An 18,689-nucleotide genomic window follows, 5' to 3' on the forward strand; every position below is an offset into this window, starting at 1 on the left:
GCACTGACGTACTGACCGATGGCCGTTTTCACCGAAGTCTCCACCAAAGAGGCGCGCGAATTGCTGCGCCGGCTGCAGCTGGGCAAGCTGCTTGAGCTGCGCGGCATCGAGGGCGGCATCGAGAACACCAACTACTTCGTCACCTGCGAGCAGGGCGAGTACGTACTCACGCTGTTCGAGCGCCTCACCGCAGAGCAGCTGCCGTTCTACCTGCACCTGATGAAGCATCTGGCGCACGCGGGCATCCCCGTGCCGGACCCGCAGGCCGACAAGCATGGCGAGATCCTGCACCAGGTGTGCGGCAAGCCCGCTGCGCTGGCCACCAAGCTGCGCGGCAAAAGCCAGCTCAGCCCCCAGGAAGCGCACTGCGCGGCCGTGGGCACCATGCTGGCGCGCATGCACCTGGCCGCAAGCGGCTATGAACGCCAGCAGCCCAACCTGCGCGGCCTGCCCTGGTGGAACGAGACCGTGCCGGTGGTACTGCCGCACATCGGCGCCGAGCCGGCGGCGCTGCTGCAGTCCGAACTGGCCTACCAGAACCATGTGGCGGCCTCCAGCGCCTACGCAGCGCTGCCGCGCGGCCCCATCCATGCCGATCTGTTCCGCGACAACGTGATGTTCGAAGGCGAGGAACTCACGGGCCTCTTCGACTTCTATTTCGCGGGCGTGGACACCTTCCTCTTCGACCTGGCCGTGTGCCTGAACGACTGGTGCATCGACCTGCCCACCGGCGCGCACGCCGCACCGCGCGCCCAGGCCATGATCGACGCCTACCAGGCCGTGCGCCCGCTCACCGCGCATGAACGCGCCCTGCTGCCCGCCATGCTGCGCGCCGGGGCGCTGCGCTTCTGGATCTCGCGCCTGTGGGACTTCTACCTGCCGCGCGAGGCCGCCATGCTCAAGCCCCACGACCCCACACATTTTGAGCGCGTGCTACGCCAGCGCGCGGCCCATCCGGTGACTCTGTAGCCACCATGGTGCGCCGCGCGCCCCGCAACAGCCACTCCACACATAACCGTTGGTTTCATCCACCGCTGCGGCCTGTGCAGCGGCAACTGGGGTAAATTCCCCCATGCGCCCGCACCGCTGCCGCGGCGCTCCACCTTCGATTTCCAATCCATGAAACTGCACATCGTCCCCGCGCGCGCGGGCCTGGAATGGGTACGCCTGGGCATTCGCGTGTTCTGGCGCCAGCCCATGGCGCTGGCCGCGCTGTTTTTCATGACCATGGCGGCGATGTCGCTGGCCACCATGCTGCCGCTGATCGGCCCCGCCGTGGCACTGGGCCTGCTGCCCTCGGCCACGCTGGCCATGATGGTGGCCGCGGCCGAGGCCAGCCAGGACCGCGTGCCCACGCCCGCACTGCTGCTGGTGGCGTTTCGCACCGGCAAGCAGCGGCTGAACCACATGCTGACCCTGGGCGCGCTCTACGCCGTGGGCTTCCTCGGCCTGATGGGGCTGTCGGCCCTGGTGGACGGCGGGCAGTTCGCTCGCGTGTACCTGGGCGGCGAGCCGCTGACGCGCGAGATGGCCGAGTCGGGCAGCTTCCAGGCGGCCATGTGGCTGTCGCTGCTGCTGTACGTGCCGCTGTCGCTGCTGTTCTGGCACGCTCCTGGCCTGGTGCACTGGCACAACGTGCCGCCCGTGAAGGCGCTGTTTTTCAGCATCGTCGCCTGCCTGCGCAACTTCGGGGCCTTCACGGTGTATGGGCTGTCGTGGATGGGCGTGTTCCTCGGCGCAGGCGTGGTCATCAGCCTGCTGGTCACGATGCTGAGCGCCATCGGCCTGGGCGCCGGCATGGCCGGCGGCATCATGGTGGCGACGGCGATGATGCTGGCCGCCATGTTCTTCTCGTCGGTGGTGTTCACGTTCCGCGACAGCTTCGACGCGCCCCACCACGACCACGGCGACTCGCCCGCTGCGGCGCCACCCGAGCAGGATTCATAAAGCTGCGCCAGCGGAGTCGTCGGGGCGCTCCGCCCGTTCCCGTGCTTCCAGATATTCCGACGGAGCGGGCCGAGTCCCCGCGCGCTTCGGCGCACCCGGGCGTGCCCCGAGCCAAACAGTGCGCTTGGGGTGCACTGCTCCTCAGCGAATAAGGTTCCACCCGCACCCTCGCCCTGAACAGGCAAGAAAAAACCCGCCAGAGGCGGGTTGGAAGTGCCGCGGAGCCGTCCTGCGCGCAAGGCGAGAGACAGCTCCCGTGCAAGCCGGTTAGATACCGATCGTGCCGCCGTCCTTGCGCGTCACCACCACGGTGGCCGAGCGCGGACGCTTGAGGCCCTTGTGGCTGCTGGTGATCCCAGGCTGGTTGCCGGGCCAGTAGCTGGTGAAGGTGCTGGTGGCGAAGTTGGCCTTCTCAGCGTCCTCGCCCGGGTGCTGCACGTTGAAGAACAGCGTCTTGCCGTCGGGCGTGACCACCACGCCCGTGATCTCGCAGTCGAACGGGCCGACCAGGAAGCGGCGCACCGTGGCCTCGGTGGGCTTAGAGCCCATGATCGTGGCCTGGCCCTCCTTGGTGGTGACCTTGCCGCCATCGCCGACCTTGCCGGGAATGGCGGCCAGCATCATGCAGTTGGTCACATCGGTGTAGGAACCGTCGTCGGTCTGGATCCACAGCAGGCCGCCGGCATTGGCGCTGCGCTGGTCGAAATGCAGGCCGTCGGGGCTGGAGAAATCGTTCACGGCGGTCAGGCCCGACAGGTTCTCGCTCTGCTTGTTGTCGCTGCGCGCGCCGAACAGGTACACGTCCCACTGGAACTTGGTACCCGCCTGGCCGCCCTCTTCCTTCCAGCGGATGATGTGGCCATTGGTGTTGCCCACGCGCGGGTTGGCGGCGTTCAGCGTGGCGGCCGTGCGCTGCGAGTTGTTGGTCATGGTCATGTACACCTCGTTGTTCAACGGGTTCACGCCACCCCACTCGGGACGGTCCATCTTGGTCGCGCCGCGGGCGTCGGCCGCCAGGCGGCAGTGCATGAGCACGTCGGCCTGGTCGGCGAACGGGTACAGCGCGTTGGTGGCGTCGATGCCGTTCTTGCCGAACGTCAGCTCCAGCCACTCGCCGCTGCCATCGTTGTTGAACTTGGCGGCGTACAGGGTGCCCTTGTCCAGGTACTTGGCACCGGCGGCCACGCCGCCGTTGATGTCCTTGGGGTCCCACTTGGCATCGGACACGAACTTGAACACGTACTCGTTGCGCGCATCGTCGCCAGAGTAGATGACGATCGGCTCGCCGGCCTTGGCGGGCGCCGGCCATGCCCCTTCATGGTTGAAGCGGCCCAGTGCCGTGCGCTTGACGGGCTTGCTGTCGGGGCGGAAGGGGTCGATCTCCACCACCCAGCCGAAGGTGTTGAAGATGTTGCGATAGTCCTCAGCGGCGCTGGCGGCGCTCACCTTGCTGTTCCAGCGCTGGTACTGCTCGCCCTCGGCGGTGTCCCACAGGTAAGGGCTCTTGCGGTTCTCGGGCAAGCCATAGCGCTTCAGGGCCACGATTTCGGTGGCGGAGCGTTGGGCGTCGTCGCCAGCAGCACGGCCGATGACGTTCAGGAAGTTCTCCTCGCACGTCAGGTAGGTGCCCCAGGGCGTATAGCCGTTGGCACAGTTGTTGTTCATCCCGAAGGCCTGCTTGCCGTCCGGCGAGAGCTTGTTGAACAGCTTGGCGTTGCCGGCGGCGGGGCCGCCAAAGTCCATCGGCGTGGCCGAGGTGATGCGGCGGTTGTATTTGGAGCCGCGCACCATTTCCATCTCGTTGCTGCCGCTCTTGCGCTTGACTTCCACCACGCTGGCACCGTGGGCGCGGATTTCCTTGTCCACCTGCTCGGCCGGGCGCTTGCCGTCCACCGTGATGCGGCCCGTGGGATGCAGACCATAAGGCGCAACCACATACTCATGGTTCACGCACAGCAGGCCGCGGTCGGAGCGGCTGGGGTCGAACTTACCGTCGTCGGACATGCCGAAGTAGTACATGCCGTCGTGGCCGTCGCCGATGCGGCGGTCATAGGACTCGGCCGTCTCGGAGCCATCGTCCTTCCAGGACTCGTCGCCATAGTGGATCGGGTCGCCCAGGGCGTGCAGGATGCTGACCTGGTAACCCTCGGGTACCGTTACCAGGTCGGCGTTGCTCTTGGCGACGGCATTGAAGTTGAGGCGGATCGGCTCGGGTGCGGGAGTTTCGTCATCGTCGCTGCCGCCGCCGCAGGCACTCAGGCTCACGCCGCCCAGCAGAGCCGCAGTGGTGGCGCCGACACCGCCCTTGAGGGCGCTGCGACGGCTCAGGCGCGCGGCCAGGACGCTGTCGATGTGCTGGTTGGACGAATGGTTGACGATTTCATTGTCGTCGTACTCGGAAACGATCGTGGTGTTCATGGGTCGTTGGACTCGGTAGTGGCAATCAAGGTCCCGCGATCCTGGAGTACGTCTGTTGCGCCCGCATGACGTGTACATGACATCTTCAAGACATTGCTTCGCACGCCGGGCCTTCCGTGCACACGCGAGGCCACATAGACCCACAGCGCCTGAGCGACGCGCGGGCCCGCGTCCCATCCCCTACCGCACCGGCAATGCCCCGATCACGATCTGCACGCGCCGGTTGCGCTGGCGCCCATCGGGATCGTCCCGCCCATCCGGCGTGGTATTGGGCGCGACAGGCTGGCGTTTGCCCATGCCGCGCGTGGCGATCGGCCGCCCCGTGCGCGACTGCAGCGCGGCGGCGACGGCGGCGGCGCGGCGCTGCGACAAGGCGTCGTTGTAGGCATCGCCCCCCTTGCCGTCTGTGTGTCCCACCACGTCGATGGGCGCCTGGGGGTAGCTCTTGAGCAGCTCGGCCGCCTTGTCAAGCGAGCGCGCGGCATCGGCCCGCAACTCGGCCTTGTCAAAGTCAAACAACACATCGGCAGGCAGGTCGATGGAGATGGCCTGCTCGGGCGTGGGCTGGGCCTGCAGTTCCACCAGCAGCGCGCGGGTCTGCTCCAGCCGCTGCGGCGGCACCTCGGCCGCGCGCAGCAGCGTGGCCGGCCCTGCCGCCGCCTGCAGCCGGGTTTCGGTCTCGCGCGGCACCAGGCCGCCGTGCGTCACGTGCGGCTGCAATTGGGTCAGCGGGGCAGCGTCCGCTGGTTGCAAATGGGTGGGCGTCGCCGCGAGCGACTGGCTGCTGCGCCGCACTTCCAATGTCTGCGCCGCAGAGGCCACGGCGGCGCAGCACGCGGCCCACAGGACAGCCCGCCAGGCTGGCGAACACCGCACCGCCATCAGCCCGCCTGCAGCGGCAGGTCCATGGACAGCCCCGGCGCCACGATGTTGTCGCCATCGTTGCCGTCATTGAAGACCAGCTTGAGCGTGCGCGCGGTGGGCAGCACGCGGCCCAGGAAAACCAGTTGCCCATCCAGGGTCTGGCCTTCGCGGATGGTGATGTCCCGGTTGTGGTCCGGCCGCTTGACGTGCAGGCGCGCGCCGCTTTCGTCCTGCAGGTAGGTATCGGCCAGCGCCAGCATGGTGGAGTCGGTGATGCGGTTGGCAAAGGAGATGCTCACATCCAGCACCGTGGCGTCCCCCCCGATCTGCACGCTCTTGACGCGTACCGTCACCCCCGCCGGTGCCACGCCTTGCACGCCCAGCGGCAAGGTGCGTGGCGTGGCCGGAGCAGCACCAGGGGGAGCCGCAACCACCGCTGCTGCGGCAGGCGCCGCCGTGGCTGTCGCCGCCGGCGCCGCAGCCGTGGCGGAGGGTGGAACCGTGGCCGGAGTCGGTGTGGAGGCCTGCACCGCCGCCGTGCCCGCCGGATCCTTGCAGCCCGCGAGCCACACCGCCGCCATGGCCACCGCCATCCAACCCAGGGTTCCTCTGTGTTCCATCCCCATCTCTACTCCTTGCGTGGTGCTTGACAGTGAACGCGCATCACAGGGGCGCTGGCGGCGTTCATTCCCAAGGAGCAATTTATTCGCGGCAATGCGTGCCAGCGGGGTTTCCTGTAATCAAAAGTTATCCCGAAAAATCGATGAGGGACATGCGCTGGCCCCATACGTCTCAAGCCCCACGCGGCATTCCCTGGGCGTGAAGCCCGCGCTGCCTCCCGATGTCGGGGAAATTTCAAGTTACTTTTGAATAAGCAAGACAGAAGGCCGCGGTCTCTGGGCGAGCACTTATTCGACGATGGTGAGCTTGGCCACCGACAGCGCCAGCCACTTGGTGCCGTGGCGCGGAAAGTGCACCTGCGCCCGCGCGTCGGCGTCCGCGCCCTCGATGGCCAGCACCTTGCCCTCGCCGAACTTGGTGTGGAACACCGCCAGCCCCACGCGCAGGCCATGGCCCGGCGCCGCCTTGACCGGGGGTACGGGGGGACTGGCGAACACTTCGGTCTTGAAGCCAAATTGACCTCTAGCGCCCGACTGGTAAGCGCTAGCAGCTCCTGAATCAGGAGCAAAAGATCCAAACCCTGCCTGGCGCGGTGTGATCCATTTGAGCGCCTCCTCGGGTAGCTCATCAAAGAAGCGGCTCTTGACGTTGTAGCGCGTCTGCCCGTGCAGCATGCGCGTCTGCGAATGGCTCAGGTACAGACGCTTGCGCGCGCGGGTGATGGCCACGTACATCAGGCGGCGTTCTTCCTCCAGGCCGTCGCGGTCGCTCATGGAGTTCTCATGCGGGAACAGCCCTTCCTCCATGCCGCCGATGAACACGCAGTCGAACTCCAACCCCTTGCTGGCATGCACGGTCATGAGCTGCACCGCATCCTGCCCCGCCTGGGCCTGGTTGTCCCCCGCCTCCAATGCGGCGTGGGTCAGGAAGGCCGCCAGCGGCGACAGCGTTTCGCCGGTGTCGGCATCCACGTTGCCAGGGGCATTCAGCATCGGCGCGTCGGGGTCCAGCCCCTGGCTGGCCGGGCTTTGCGTGAGGGCATTGCCGTGCTCGTCCAGCGGCAGCGCGACCGCATCGCGGCCAAAGCCCTCCTGGGTGACGAAGCTCTCGGCCGCGTTGATGAGCTCGTCCAGGTTCTCCAGCCGGTCCGCGCCTTCCTTTTCGTGGCGGTAATGCTCCAGCAGGCCGCTGGATTCCAGCACCTGGCCGATGATGCCGCGCAGGTTCTGGCCCTGCGTCTGCTCGCGCAGCACTTGAACCAGGGCCACGAAGGCCCCCAGGTTGGTGCCGGCCTTGCCAGGCACCGCACTCACCGCGTCGTGCAGCGAGCAGCCACTGCTGCGCGCCGCATCCTGCAGCACCTCCAGCGTGCGCGCACCAATGCCGCGCGGCGGGAAGTTCACCACGCGCAGAAAGCTGGTGTCGTCGTGCGGGTTCTCCAGCAGGCGCAGGTAGGCCAGCGCATGCTTGATCTCGGCGCGCTCGAAAAAGCGCAACCCGCCGTACACGCGGTAGGGCACGCTGGCGTTGAACAGGGCCGATTCGATCACCCGGCTCTGCGCATTGCTGCGGTAGAGCACAGCGATCTCCTTGCGCGGCATCTCGCCGTCCCGCACGAGCTGCTTGATCTCATCGACCATCCACTGCGCCTCAGCCAGATCGCTGTTGGCCTCGTAGATGCGCACGGGCTCGCCCGGGCCCTGCGTGGTGCGCAGGTTTTTTCCCAAGCGCCGGCTGTTGTGGCTGATCAGCGCGTTGGCCGAGTCCAGGATGTTGCTGTAGCTGCGGTAGTTCTGCTCCAGCTTGATCTGGTGCTGCACGTCGAACTCGCGCACAAAGTCCTGCATGTTGCCCACGCGCGCCCCGCGAAAGGCGTAGATGCTCTGGTCGTCGTCACCCACGGCCAGCACGCTGCCCTGCGTGTGCAGGCGTCCGTCCACCACGTCGCCCGCCATCTGCTTGAGCCAGGCGTATTGCAGCTTGTTGGTGTCCTGGAACTCGTCCACCAAAATGTGCGCAAAGCGCCGCTGGTAATGCGCCCGCACGGGGTCGTTGTCGCGCAGCAGCTCAAAGCTGCGCAGCATCAGCTCGCCAAAGTCCACCACGCCCTCGCGCTGGCACTGCTCCTCGTACAGCTGGTACAGCTCCACCTTCTTGCGCGTGTCGGCATCGTGCGCCGGCACGTCGCGCGGGCGCATGCCCTCTTCCTTGCAGCCAGCGATGAAGTAGGCCAGCTGCTTGGGTGGGAAGCGCTCCTCGTCCACGTTGAACTGCTTGCACAGCCGCTTGATGGCCGAGAGCTGGTCCTGCGTGTCCAGGATCTGGAAGGCCTGCGGCAGGCCTGCCAGCTTGTGGTGCGCGCGCAGCAGGCGGTTGCACAGGCCGTGGAACGTGCCGATCCACATGCCCCGCACATTGATGGGCAGCATGGCTGAGAGGCGCGTCAGCATCTCCTTGGCCGCCTTGTTGGTGAAGGTGACGGCCAGGATGCCGCCCGGAGTGGCCAGACCGTTCTGCAGCAGCCAGGCAATGCGCGTGGTGAGCACCCGGGTCTTGCCGGAGCCGGCGCCCGCCAGGATGAGCGCATGGCCGGCAGGCAGCGTCACGGCGGCCAGTTGCTCGGGGTTGAGGTTTTGCAGCAGCGGCTGCACCGCCTGGGACGAAACCCCGGTAGCGCCGGCACCATTGCCAGTGCCAAAAGGCGCTGGCGCGCCGGAAAACAGGTCGTGTGGGAGCATTCCGCCATTGTAGGAACGCGACCGGCGCATGCAGCCGCTCGGGCTTTGTGGAACCATGGCACCCATGCGCTATCCACTGCTCACCCTGCTTGCCTGTCTCGCCATGCCCCTGGCGATGGCGCAGCCGCGCGCCTCCTGCTCCAGCGACGCCCAGCCCAAGCCCACGGTGCTGGTGGAGCGCTTTCTCAACGCCGACTGCGCCAGCTGCTGGGCGGAGCCGCCGGCGGTCGCGGCTGCTGGCCGGGATGCGCTGGTGCTCGACTGGATCGTGCCCGGCACGCATGGCGAAGATGCCCCGCTGTCTGCCGCGGCCACGCCCGATGCATTGGAACGTCTGCGGTCACTGGGACGCGAGGTGCCGCAGCGCAGCGACACCTTCGTGAGCAGCCTGCCCACGCTGCCCACCACCGCCCTGCTGCGCGTGGCCCACGGGCCCGCAGTGGCGGACTACGTGGGCGCGCATCTGCGCTTCATTCCCCCGCATGGCAAGACTCCGCGCCGCCTTCAGGTCACGCTGCTCATGCTGGAGGAAATACCCCCAGGCACCGAGGGCAGCCCGGTCACGCGCCACCTGGTGCGCAATGTCTTTCGGGGCGTGTGGGACGCGCGGGGACAGCGCCCCCCACAGGAGCGGGGCGGCTGGCTGGAGATACGCCCCATGCGCATACCCCACGGAGCGCAGCCCGAGCGCCTGCGCATGGCGGCCTGGGTGCAGGGCGATGGTGGCGACTGGGTAGGCGCCGCACACACCTACTGCGGCACGGGTCATTAAGGCAAAGGCAGCGCGGCGGGTAGAATCAATCACCGGGCCCAAGTTTCTTGCGCCCGGTTTTTTTGTGCCTGCGCACTGCAGGGACCGGCCCGGCCATCACGCCTGCGGCCCGCAAAAGCCGGAAAGCAAGCCAAGCGCCCCATCGCCCGCGAAATCCCTCGCGCGCGACCTCTACAGGAGCTTGGAACCTCATGGAAATCTTCGACTACGACAACATCCTGCTGCTGCCGCGCAAGTGCCGCGTGGAAAGCCGCTCGGAGTGCGACACCAGCGTGGAGCTGGGCGGGCGCCGCTTTCGCCTGCCCGTGGTGCCCGCCAACATGAAGACGGTGGTCGACGAGAAGATCTGCACCTGGCTGGCGCAGAACGGCTACTTCTACGTCATGCACCGCTTTGACCTGGACAACGTGCAATTCGTCAAGGACATGCATGCGCAAGGGTGCTTCGCATCGATCTCGCTCGGGGTGAAGCAACCCGACTACGACACGGTGGACCGCTTTGTGGCCGAGGGCATCTGCCCCGAGTACATCACCATCGACATCGCGCACGGCCACGCCGACAGCGTGAAGAACATGATCACGTACCTGAAGGCCAAGATCCCCGCGGCCTTTGTGATCGCCGGCAACGTGGGCACGCCCGAGGCCGTGATCGACCTGGAGAACTGGGGCGCGGACGCGACCAAGGTGGGTATCGGCCCCGGCAAGGTGTGCATCACCAAGCTCAAGACCGGCTTCGGCACGGGCGGCTGGCAGTTGTCGGCGCTGAAGTGGTGCGCGCGCGTGGCCACCAAGCCCATCATTGCCGACGGCGGCATCCGCAGCCACGGCGATATTGCCAAAAGCGTGCGCTTTGGCGCCACGATGGTGATGGTGGGCTCGCTGTTCGCGGGCCACGAAGAATCGCCCGGCAAGACCGTGGAAGTGGACGGCGAGCTGTACAAGGAGTACTACGGCTCGGCATCCGACTTCAACAAGGGCGAGTACAAGCACGTCGAGGGCAAGCGCATCCTGGAGCCCATCAAGGGCAAGCTGGCGGACACCCTGACCGAGATGGAACAGGACATCCAGAGCTCCATCAGCTATTCGGGCGGCAAAAAGCTCATGGACATCCGCAAGGTGAATTACGTGATCCTGGGCGGCGACAACGCCGGCGAGCACCTGTTGATGTAAATTTTTCGGCCGATGTCGCAGCGAGGCGAAAAAAATGGTGCATAATCCATGGCTGTGCTGCAACGCGGCACCTCTGAAAAGAGAGGGCTCTTAGCTCAGTTGGTAGAGCAGCGGACTCTTAATCCGTTGGTCGAGTGTTCGAGTCACTCAGGGCCCACCAAAGACAGCCAAGCCGAATCCGCACCGCGGATTCGGCTTTTTTCATGGCGATCTGGGCTCCACGCCAGCCCGGCTCTCCCGCCCCTTTGCCCGTTTGATGCGGGCCTTCTCCTCCCCACCTATTCAGGCCCATCGCACCCCTGGCGCCCATCGCTGCGCGGCCGCCACAGCGGCGGGCCGATGCGCCACAGAACCGCCAGGAAGGCCAGGCACCAACCTGCAGCCGCCAGGGCCAGCCAACCACCTCCCCCGCCCATCCCGCCAGCGGCCGCACGCACGGCCGTCGCCACCAGCAGCGCGGCCGCGCCCAGGGGCACCCACCGCCCGGGGTCCGGTGCCAGACCGGCGTGGGCACGCCCGGCGATGGCGATCACCACGTAAATGCCCAGCCCCACGGTGCCCATGCCCATCAGGTGCCGGCCTGCAGCGGTGCCGGGAAGGACACCCAGATGCGCCAGCCCCAGCGCGCCATAGCCCAGGGCCATGCAGGCGTACATGGCGTAGAGCAGCAGCGGAAACCGCCGACGCCACAGGGCGGCACCGACGTGCCAGTCACCCATCAGGTGAAAGACCGCCGCCGAGGCAGCCAGCGCCAGCCAGCCCGCCAGCGCGCTCGCCGGGCGCAGGAACTCGGCCGCGGTGTACAACGTGATGCACAGTGCCGCCAGGTGGCGCCGCGGCGGGCGGGCCACGTAGGGAGCGGCACCCGGCGTGACCTCCTCGATGGCGCGGTTCACGATGCGCATCGAAATGCGGCTGGCCGCCACCACGATGAGCAACATGAGCACGCCCAGCGCCGCATGCAGCCACCGCAGCCCCGCCATGCCGCGCAGCGCATCGGCGTAGAAGCCCGCCGCCGTTCCTGCCAGAGCCAGCAGCAGCACGCCAAACGACCCGTGCCGTCGCCCTTGCGGGCTGCGCAGCGCGGGTGCCAACACCGCCAGCAGCGCCAGCGGCAGGCCCACTTGCGCCGCGGCCGCCAGCCACAACGCCACACCGCCGGCATGGCCTGACACCCAGAACCCCAGCCGACCGCACAGCCACAGCAGCACCAGCGCGCGCAACTGGCTTCGCGTGGCGCCAGGCCTGCCGGTGAACTCCGGCAGCGCCGTCAACGCAAAGCCCGCCACCGCCGCCATGGCAAAGCCGTAGACCAGCTCATGCACATGCCACACCAGCGGCCCGCCGACCACCCGGGGCACGGGCCAGCCCAGGGCCAGCACGAAGGCCCACCAGCCCAGCAAGCCGATGGCCGACGCCATGGTCAATACAAAGAAGGGGCGCATGCCGCACATCCAGATGGGGTGGCCGCTGCGCAGCAGGTTCGCGGGGTGATTCATTTCAAAAAAAGGAGCTGCTCGCGCTTGCCCTGCAATGGCTGGCGGCATTTTTCATATCAAATTCAACAACCACTGCGCTGCGGCCCGCCGACCATGGCGGCGGTGGCGTGCCACGTGCCCGCAGCCGCCACGCTGTCCTCCGCGTCCGTGGCGGAGCCCGCCCTGTCGGGCAACCCGAACGCGGCACGCACCGCGGGATGCTGCTGCAACTCCGCCGCGCAGCGGTGCACCAGCGCGTCGCCACGCGCTACCGCCGCGCCGGGCGGGTGGTAGCGCGCCACGATGCGGCCCGGCGATGCGGCCATCACCAGCACCTCGTCCGCCAGCCGAACGGCTTCCATCAGGTCGTGGGTAATCAGCAGCACGGCCATGCCCGTGTGTGCCTGCCGGGCCAGCAGCAACTGGTGCAACTGGCTGCGCAAGCCCACATCCAGCGCGGCAAAGGGCTCGTCCATCAGCAGCAGCGCAGGTGCCAGTACCAGCGCGCGCGCCAGCGCGGCACGGCTTTGCATGCCGCCCGACAACTCGGCCGGGTACTGCGCCAGCGCCGCAACCGGCAGACCCAGCGCCTGCGCCATCTCGGCGGCCTGGCGGTGGCGCTCGGCTCGCGCGACCCCTCGGGCCTTCAGGCCCAGTGCAATGTTGTCGCGGGTGGTCATCCACGGCAGCAGCCGCGGCTGCTGGAACATCACCGCGGTGGGCTGCAGGGGCTGCTCGATGCGGCCCTGCTGCGGCGCCAGCAAGCCGGCGCACAGGTGCAGCAGCGTGGTCTTGCCGCAGCCCGAGGGGCCCACCAGCGCAACGATGCGCCCTGGTGGCACCTGCAAATCGATGCCTTGCAACACCATCGCCGGCCCGTAGGCGTGGTGCAGCGCCTCAATCTGCAGGCCGCTCATGTGCCCGCTCCCCGCCAACGCTCCAGCTCGCGCTTGACGGGCTCCAGCAGCGCGTACTCCAGCACCAGCAGGCTGCCCACGACGGCGCAGATCCAGGCCAGCGATGCGCCCGTGTCCAGGTGCGAGCGCGTCACCGCCAGCGCCGCGCCCACGCCGTCGCTGGTGGCCAGCAGTTCGGCCATCACGGCCACTTTCCACGACGAGCCCAGCGCCGTGATCCACGCGGGGAAGAGGTACGCCGCCACATGCGGCAGGTACAGATCGGTGAGGCGCATGCGCCAGGGCAGGCGATAGGCGCGCGCCATGTCCTTGAGGTGGTGGTCCAGCGTGCGCGTGCCCTGCAGCGCGCCGATGAACACCACCGGCAGGCAGGCCACGAACACCGTGAACACCGGCGTGCCATCCCCCGCGCCGAACCACAGCATGGCCAGCACCAGCCAGGCGATGGGCGGCATGCCCAGCAGCAGCGTGACCCAGGGCCGCGCCATCATCGAGGCCGTCATCGACAGCCCCGCCAGCAGCCCCAGCGCACTGCCCACGGTCACCGCCAGCAGCAGGCCGGCAAGCGCACGCCGCGCGGTCACGGCCAGCTCGGGCCAGGCAACGCCCGATTGCACCAGGCCCCAGAGGGTGGCGAAGGTGGTCATCGGGTCGGGCAGGATCAGCGGGCCATACAAGCCCGCGCCCAGCTCCCACAGCGCCACGAACAGCAGCAGGCTGGCAACCGCGCCCCAGCCGCTCCAGAGGTACGCGGGAATGCCGCGCAGCCAGCGCCAGGCAAGACCCATGTCAGCCGCCCTCCCCCGGCTCGGGCACGTAGACCATGGAGCCGTCCTTGAGCCGGTAGGCCACGCCGGCCTTGGCGCCCTCGCCCTCCCCGATCTCGCCGCTGGCGCGGTAGCGGTCGATCTTGCGGCCGTCCTTCACGATCACCTCCATGCTGGGCTGGCCGGGGTTCTTGATGACGGTGACCGATTCGCTGCCAAAGGGATTGACCGCACTGTTGGCCACCGCCAGCAGCAGCGCCGCGATGATGACCAGGAACACATCGATGAGGTTGACGACCGAGAGGATGGGGTCATCCGTCTCCGTGTCGTCCAGCAGGCGCAGGCGGCTCATTGCACCCCCTCCATCGCCAGCGCGGCCACGGGGTCGTGCACGGGCGCCGGCGCGGGCGGCTGCACCGGCGCACGCTGTTCGATGAGGGCCAGGTCCACGGCATACCAGCGCCGGCGCACGTTGACCACGGCATAACTGATGGCCGCCGCCAGCAGCGCAAGGATCACCGCCGAGAACGCCACCATGAGGTTGCGCGAGACGTCGGCCAGTTGCCCGTCGGCCAGTGCCATGAGCGCAGGCCCCATGGGGATCATGGTGGCCACCAGGCCCAGCATGGGCGCCACGCGGGTGGCAATGCGGGCGAACTCCAGCCGCTTCGTGGCCAGCGCCTCCAGGTCGATCAGCGAAAGCGCCGGATTGCGCGCCCGCGCGGCGGCCAGTTCAAACCCCCCGGGCTGGCCCCGGTGGCGCTGCCACGCCTGCCATGCGAAGGCCCCCAGCGCATAGAACGCATGCACGAACAGCAGCGCGATGGCGATGAGCACGGGATAGAGGAAAAGCTGGCTGGCGACGTACATCGCCGATTCGATCGGATTGGTCATGGTGTATCGAGGTTCAATGGGATGGAACAAGGGTGCGCCGGCGCTGGCGCAGGGCGCCCGCCGCGGTGATGGCCGCAAGCAGCAGCCCCAGCGCGACCGTGGCCAGCGTAGGTCGGGGGGGCTGCACCGGCTCCACGGGTGCCAGGCGCATGCCCGTTACCGTGGGCGGTGGCGGCACGGGTTCGGGGGCCGGATCGGGCGGGGCCTGCGGCTCAGGCACCGTCGGCGCTTGCGGGGCCACGGATGGCGTTGCCGTGGGACGCGCGGCGCGCGCAGGCGACTGCAGGCCGAAGCCCATCGCGGCGGCCTGCGGCGCCCCCTCGGCAACGAAGGACGCAAAGTGCGCGTTGTCGCTGCGCACGTCGAAGCGCCGCGACAGGTCGCGCCAGCGGCTCTTGAGGGTCTGCAGCGTTTGCGCATCGGCCTGCCAGTAGCCCTGGCGCGCGGCCTCCAGCATGCGCTCGATGGTCTGCGCCAGGGCGTGCGGGTTGTGCTGCTCGAACCAGGCATCCAGGCCCAGGCGGTGCTTGTCGCGCACGTAGACGTCGGCCATCTCCTGCCACTGGTCGTCGCGCACGATCTCACGCGCTACGGCCGTCCAGCCCCAGAAGTTGTTGGTGGCGTCCAGCACCTGCAGCGTGCCCGCGTAGCCTTCCTTCATCAGGCCCTGGATGTAGCCGGGGTGGAACTGGCGCGTCGCCAGCTCCTTGGCGAGAAACTGCGCCGCGCCTTCCACGCGCCCGCTGCCCGGCCCGCGCAGGTTGCTGATGAGCAGCTGCGGAGCCTTGCCGTCGAGGTGGCGCACGGCCAGCGCAATGCCGCCCAGGTACTGGAACGGGTCGTCGGTGGTCAGCATGCCGTAGGTATTGGAGCTGCGCGAGAGCACGGCGGCCTGCGTGCCGCGCAGGTGCTCGGCATAGAGGTTGCCCGTCCCGTCCTTGCCGCCGCGTTGCGCGGCAGGCAGGCTGCCCCACTCGGACTCGTCGGGCCCGTAGGCGTACTGCATGCGCGAGAGATAGAGCTGCGCGAGCTTGCGGTCGCCCTCGGCGTTGCCCTGCCAGGTGTCGGTGGCCAGCACCGCGTCGTCCAGCCCCGTGCCGTAGCGGCCCGACTCGGAAGAGAAGATACGTGTCTGGCCCGCGCGCAGCGCCGCGCCCTCCGCCATGCCGCGCGCGCGCAGCCGCTCGGCGATGGCGCGGGCGTTGGCCGCCACGGGGTTGTCGGGCTCGTCGGCCTGCGCGGCCAGCTGCGCGGCGCGCGCAAGCTGCTGCATGGCGTTGGGGAAATGGTCGCGATACAGGCCGGTGGCCGACAGCACCACGTCCACCCGCGGGCGGGCGAGCTGCTTGCGCGGCACCAGCCGCATGCCGGTGACGCGCCCGCCCTGGTCCCACACCGGCTCCACCCCCATGAGCCACAGCGCCTGCGCCTCCAGCAGGCCCTGGTGGCGCATGGTTTCCACCGACCAGAGCGAGAAGGTGACCTTGGTGGGCGCGGTGCCGCCATGCTGTTCGCGGTAGGCGGCAATGAGCTGCTCGGCGGCCTGCTTGCCGGCCTCCCAGGCCTGCGGGGTAGGCACGCGCGAAGGGTCGAAGCCATACAGGTTGCGGCCCGTCGGGTAGGCGTCGGGGTTCTTGAGCGGATCGCCGCCGTAGGACGTGGGCAGGTGCCGCCCCGCCAGCACGGCGAGCAGCGCCGGCAGTTCGTTCTGTGCGCCGATGGCCTGCCACCACTGCCGCGCCTGGGCCATGTGGTCTCGCAGCGGCGCGGGCAGCGCGTCGTCGGCTTCGCCCTCCAGCAGATGGCGCGCCAGCAGGCGGTAGGGCACGGTCTGCGCCATGCGCTCGTAGTCGCCCACCAGGGCTTCGTCGATGTCCTCGGCCGGTGTGCCCGCATGGCGCGCGGCAGCCTCCCAGTAGGGGCGGCCCAGCATCAGCAGTACGGTGCCCAGGCGGTGCGCGTCGGCCGGCGCGGTGCCCAGCGCGTGCAGGCCCAGGGGCTGGGCGGTCTCGGCCAGTTCGTGCAGGTGCGCATGCAACTGGTTGACGAAGCCCGCGAAGTCGGCGCGCGCCTGCGCGGCGGTGAGCCCCATGTCGGCCACGATGCGCTGCTTCTCGGCGCCCCCCAGCAGATCGGCGGCGATGCGCTCCTTCACCGCACCCTCGTCCTGCGCCACCCAGGCGTGCAGCAGGTCGTGCAGCGCGGTGAGCTGCGCATGCAGCCCCGCGGGCTGAAACGGCGGCGTCTGGTGGCTCACGATCACCGCGCGCCCGCGCCGGCGCGCCTGCTGCGCCTCGCCGATGTTGTCGGCGATGTAGGGGTAGGCCACGGGCACATCACCCACGGCCAGCATGCCAGGGTCGGTCACGGCCAGGCCGCGCTCCTTGCCCGGCAGCCATTCCTGGCTGCCGTGCGTGCCGAAGTGCACGAAGGCATCGCCCACGTTCCGCCGCGCCCACAGGTACACGGCCAGGTAGTGGTGGGAAGGCCAGGCGCTGGTGGAGTGGTAGAGCGACTTCTCCTTGTCTGCCCACTTTTCGCCGCGCGGCGGCTGCGGCAGCAGCGCCACTTTGCCCAGCATGAGGCGCGGGATGACGAAGAACGCCTGGCCGCCTTCGCGCACCACCATCGACGAGTCCTCGGGCGCCCCCCAGCTCTTGTGCAGCGCATTGCGCGTGGCCGCGGGCAGCGTGGCGAGCCAGGCGCGGTATTCCTGCATCGGCAGGCGGTCGGCCAGACCATCGCGCAGCAAGGGCGCCAACATATCGTCGCGGTAGGCGGGCGCGAGCAGGCGCTGCAACTGCGCGATCAGCGGCTGCTCGTCCGCGGCCTGGGTGTCGTAGCCCGCGCCGCGCAGCGCGGCCAGCGTGGCCTGCAGGCTGCGCGGGACGTTGAGGAACGAGGCCGACAGGTTCTTCTCCCCCGGCGGGTAATTCCAGAAGAACACGGCGATGCGCTTGTCGGCGTTCGCCTTGCGCTGCAGCGCCACCAGGTTGATCGCCTTGCCGACGACGGCGGCGGCCTGCGCGGCGATGGGCACGACCTGCTCGTCCCCCGCGCGCGTGGCGGCGGCCACCTGGATGTCCACCACGCCCGCGTACTCGGCCTGGGCCAGGTAGAAGGGCACGTCCATGAGGGCCACGCCCTGCGGGCTGTCGGCCCACTGGGCCTCGTCGCCCCGCCGGTAGGGCATGGCCTGCAGCACGGGCATGCCCAGCCGCGTGAACTCGGCGCGCCGCTCGTCGGCGTTCAACATGATCTGCGTGTTGATGAGCACGTCGGCCAGCACCGGCGTGCCCGCGCCGCCGGGCTGCAGCACGCGCGTGACGCCGCCCGGGTCGAGCATGGGCGTGTAGAACGCCAGCGCCGTGGCGCCGGCGGCTTCGATGCGCGCGATGAGGTCGTCGATGAATGCCGTCTGCATCGAGGCGATGTACTGCTGGTGCAGGGCGATGGCGACCACGGGGCGGCGCTGGCCGTCCGTGGGGTCGACGCCCTGCGCGCGCAGGTAGGCGGCGGGGTCGGCCGTCACCAGGCCCGGCGCGCGCGGGTGGTAGATGCCGGTTTTGGGGAACACCACGGGCGGCGCAGCGGCGGCCAGCGCGTCGCGCCCCTGCAGCTGCGCCGCCAGCGTGGCGAAGAACCCCTCGAAGTTCTGGCGCCCGCCGCTGGCGTAGTAGCGCACGAGCCGCTGCGCCACGGCCTCGGGCAGGCCGCCGCCCCAGGCGGGACGCGCGTCGTACAGCCAGGCATGCGGCACTGCCAGGGCGGGCAGCGCGCGCGTGAGCCGCGCGCGCACCTCGTCCTGCAGGTAGCTGTCGAAGAACACCGCGTCATGCCCACGCCACAGCCCGCCGTCCACGTCGGCGGGCAGGCTGCCCAGGAAGCGCACCTCCACGGTCAGCCCGTGCGGGCGCGCGATCTCGGCCAACTGATGGAACTTGCCAGCCGGTACGTTGCCCGTGGCAATGAACAGCACCGATGCCGCCTGCGCCGCGCCCGTAAGCAGCAGCATCAGGCCCATCAACCATTTTTTAAGCAAATCGGCCTCCAGCCCTTGTGTATCAAGCGCGAACAGCTATCAAAACAATACCGCCCGCGCAA

Annotated in this window: 14 protein-coding genes and 1 tRNA gene; 5 read left to right on the forward strand and 10 right to left on the reverse strand. The window is 68.7% G+C overall.

All coding sequences use genetic code 11. The features are described 5' to 3' along the window. Positions 1 to 18: 18 nt before the first annotated feature. Together QY917_RS09770 and QY917_RS09775 are read left to right on the forward strand one after the other, a co-directional pair. A complete protein-coding gene (locus tag QY917_RS09770) occupies positions 19 to 969 on the forward strand; it encodes a homoserine kinase (protein ID WP_088886202.1) in 951 nt (316 codons plus the stop codon). Between the two features lie 150 nt (positions 970 to 1,119). After that, positions 1,120 to 1,947 (forward strand): BPSS1780 family membrane protein, encoded by an 828-nt coding sequence (locus QY917_RS09775; RefSeq protein WP_123675865.1) that lies wholly within the window; start codon positions 1,120 to 1,122, stop codon positions 1,945 to 1,947. 267 nt (positions 1,948 to 2,214) lie between these two features. Here the strand turns inward: QY917_RS09775 and QY917_RS09780 are convergent, their stop codons facing one another. From QY917_RS09780 to QY917_RS09795, 4 genes are all read right to left on the reverse strand, one after another. Beyond that, positions 2,215 to 4,365 carry a PhoX family phosphatase gene (locus QY917_RS09780; protein ID WP_123675864.1) on the reverse strand — a complete coding sequence of 717 codons (2,151 nt, stop codon included), beginning with the start codon at positions 4,363 to 4,365 and terminating at the stop codon, positions 2,215 to 2,217. Positions 4,366 to 4,545: 180 nt separating this feature from the next. Then, on the reverse strand, positions 4,546 to 5,187 hold the full coding sequence (locus tag QY917_RS09785) for an OmpA family protein (RefSeq protein WP_302076597.1): 642 nt from the start codon (positions 5,185 to 5,187) through the stop codon (positions 4,546 to 4,548). A gap of 59 nt (positions 5,188 to 5,246) precedes the next feature. Further along, on the reverse strand, positions 5,247 to 5,849 hold the full coding sequence (locus QY917_RS09790) for a hypothetical protein (protein WP_302076599.1): 603 nt from the start codon (positions 5,847 to 5,849) through the stop codon (positions 5,247 to 5,249). A 288-nt stretch (positions 5,850 to 6,137) separates the two neighbouring features. Next, positions 6,138 to 8,588 carry a UvrD-helicase domain-containing protein gene (locus tag QY917_RS09795; protein ID WP_123675861.1) on the reverse strand — a complete coding sequence of 817 codons (2,451 nt, stop codon included), beginning with the start codon at positions 8,586 to 8,588 and terminating at the stop codon, positions 6,138 to 6,140. Between the two features lie 55 nt (positions 8,589 to 8,643). Here QY917_RS09795 and QY917_RS09800 point away from each other — a divergent pair, with 55 nt between their 5' ends. From QY917_RS09800 to QY917_RS09810, 3 genes are all read left to right on the forward strand, one after another. Beyond that, positions 8,644 to 9,360, forward strand: coding sequence for a hypothetical protein (locus tag QY917_RS09800; RefSeq protein ID WP_123675860.1), 717 nt, complete (start codon positions 8,644 to 8,646; stop codon positions 9,358 to 9,360). Positions 9,361 to 9,551: 191 nt separating this feature from the next. After that, the gene (locus tag QY917_RS09805) at positions 9,552 to 10,529 is read left to right on the forward strand and encodes a GMP reductase (RefSeq protein WP_015914016.1); all 978 of its coding nucleotides are present in this window, start codon (positions 9,552 to 9,554) and stop codon (positions 10,527 to 10,529) included. 84 nt (positions 10,530 to 10,613) lie between these two features. Then, positions 10,614 to 10,689, forward strand: a tRNA-Lys gene (locus tag QY917_RS09810). A 118-nt stretch (positions 10,690 to 10,807) separates the two neighbouring features. On the opposite strand, the gene QY917_RS09815 is transcribed toward QY917_RS09810, so the two are convergent. The 6 genes from QY917_RS09815 to cobN all read right to left on the reverse strand — a co-directional run bounded on the left by QY917_RS09815 (position 10,808) and on the right by cobN (position 18,609). Then, on the reverse strand, positions 10,808 to 12,028 hold the full coding sequence (locus QY917_RS09815; protein ID WP_302076604.1) for an NnrS family protein: 1,221 nt from the start codon (positions 12,026 to 12,028) through the stop codon (positions 10,808 to 10,810). 62 nt (positions 12,029 to 12,090) lie between these two features. Then, positions 12,091 to 12,924, reverse strand: coding sequence for an ATP-binding cassette domain-containing protein (locus QY917_RS09820; RefSeq protein ID WP_123675859.1), 834 nt, complete (start codon positions 12,922 to 12,924; stop codon positions 12,091 to 12,093). Beyond that, a complete protein-coding gene (locus QY917_RS09825; RefSeq protein WP_123675858.1) occupies positions 12,921 to 13,712 on the reverse strand; it encodes an ABC transporter permease in 792 nt (263 codons plus the stop codon). Before QY917_RS09825 ends, QY917_RS09820 begins: the two co-directional genes overlap by 4 nt. 1 nt (position 13,713) lies before the next feature. Further along, positions 13,714 to 14,043, reverse strand: coding sequence for a DUF2149 domain-containing protein (locus QY917_RS09830; RefSeq protein WP_015914020.1), 330 nt, complete (start codon positions 14,041 to 14,043; stop codon positions 13,714 to 13,716). After that, positions 14,040 to 14,585: a MotA/TolQ/ExbB proton channel family protein gene (locus tag QY917_RS09835; protein WP_123675857.1), complete on the reverse strand. Its 546-nt coding sequence runs from the start codon at positions 14,583 to 14,585 to the stop codon at positions 14,040 to 14,042. Before QY917_RS09835 ends, QY917_RS09830 begins: the two co-directional genes overlap by 4 nt. Before the next feature lie 13 nt (positions 14,586 to 14,598). Beyond that, entirely contained in the window at positions 14,599 to 18,609 is a 4,011-nt protein-coding gene (gene cobN / locus QY917_RS09840) for a cobaltochelatase subunit CobN (protein WP_123675856.1), read from the reverse strand. Positions 18,610 to 18,689 lie beyond the last annotated feature (80 nt).

The organism is Diaphorobacter sp. C33 (assembly GCF_030503915.1).
GTDB classification, from domain to species: domain Bacteria; phylum Pseudomonadota; class Gammaproteobacteria; order Burkholderiales; family Burkholderiaceae_C; genus Diaphorobacter; species Diaphorobacter nitroreducens.

What these genes read in the sequence shown, in the direction of transcription:
- QY917_RS09770 (WP_088886202.1), top strand. Translation starts at nt 19, where the DNA reads ATGGCCGTTTTCACCGAAGTCTCCACCAAAGAGGCGCGCGAATTGCTG.
- QY917_RS09775 (WP_123675865.1), top strand. Translation starts at nt 1,120, where the DNA reads ATGAAACTGCACATCGTCCCCGCGCGCGCGGGCCTGGAATGGGTACGC.
- QY917_RS09780 (WP_123675864.1), bottom strand. Translation starts at nt 4,365, where the DNA reads ATGAACACCACGATCGTTTCCGAGTACGACGACAATGAAATCGTCAAC.
- QY917_RS09790 (WP_302076599.1), bottom strand. Translation starts at nt 5,849, where the DNA reads ATGGAACACAGAGGAACCCTGGGTTGGATGGCGGTGGCCATGGCGGCG.
- QY917_RS09795 (WP_123675861.1), bottom strand. Translation starts at nt 8,588, where the DNA reads ATGCTCCCACACGACCTGTTTTCCGGCGCGCCAGCGCCTTTTGGCACT.
- QY917_RS09800 (WP_123675860.1), top strand. Translation starts at nt 8,644, where the DNA reads ATGGCACCCATGCGCTATCCACTGCTCACCCTGCTTGCCTGTCTCGCC.
- QY917_RS09805 (WP_015914016.1), top strand. Translation starts at nt 9,552, where the DNA reads ATGGAAATCTTCGACTACGACAACATCCTGCTGCTGCCGCGCAAGTGC.
- QY917_RS09815 (WP_302076604.1), bottom strand. Translation starts at nt 12,028, where the DNA reads ATGAATCACCCCGCGAACCTGCTGCGCAGCGGCCACCCCATCTGGATG.
- QY917_RS09820 (WP_123675859.1), bottom strand. Translation starts at nt 12,924, where the DNA reads ATGAGCGGCCTGCAGATTGAGGCGCTGCACCACGCCTACGGGCCGGCG.
- QY917_RS09825 (WP_123675858.1), bottom strand. Translation starts at nt 13,712, where the DNA reads ATGGGTCTTGCCTGGCGCTGGCTGCGCGGCATTCCCGCGTACCTCTGG.
- QY917_RS09830 (WP_015914020.1), bottom strand. Translation starts at nt 14,043, where the DNA reads ATGAGCCGCCTGCGCCTGCTGGACGACACGGAGACGGATGACCCCATC.
- QY917_RS09835 (WP_123675857.1), bottom strand. Translation starts at nt 14,585, where the DNA reads ATGACCAATCCGATCGAATCGGCGATGTACGTCGCCAGCCAGCTTTTC.
- cobN (WP_123675856.1), bottom strand. Translation starts at nt 18,609, where the DNA reads ATGGGCCTGATGCTGCTGCTTACGGGCGCGGCGCAGGCGGCATCGGTG.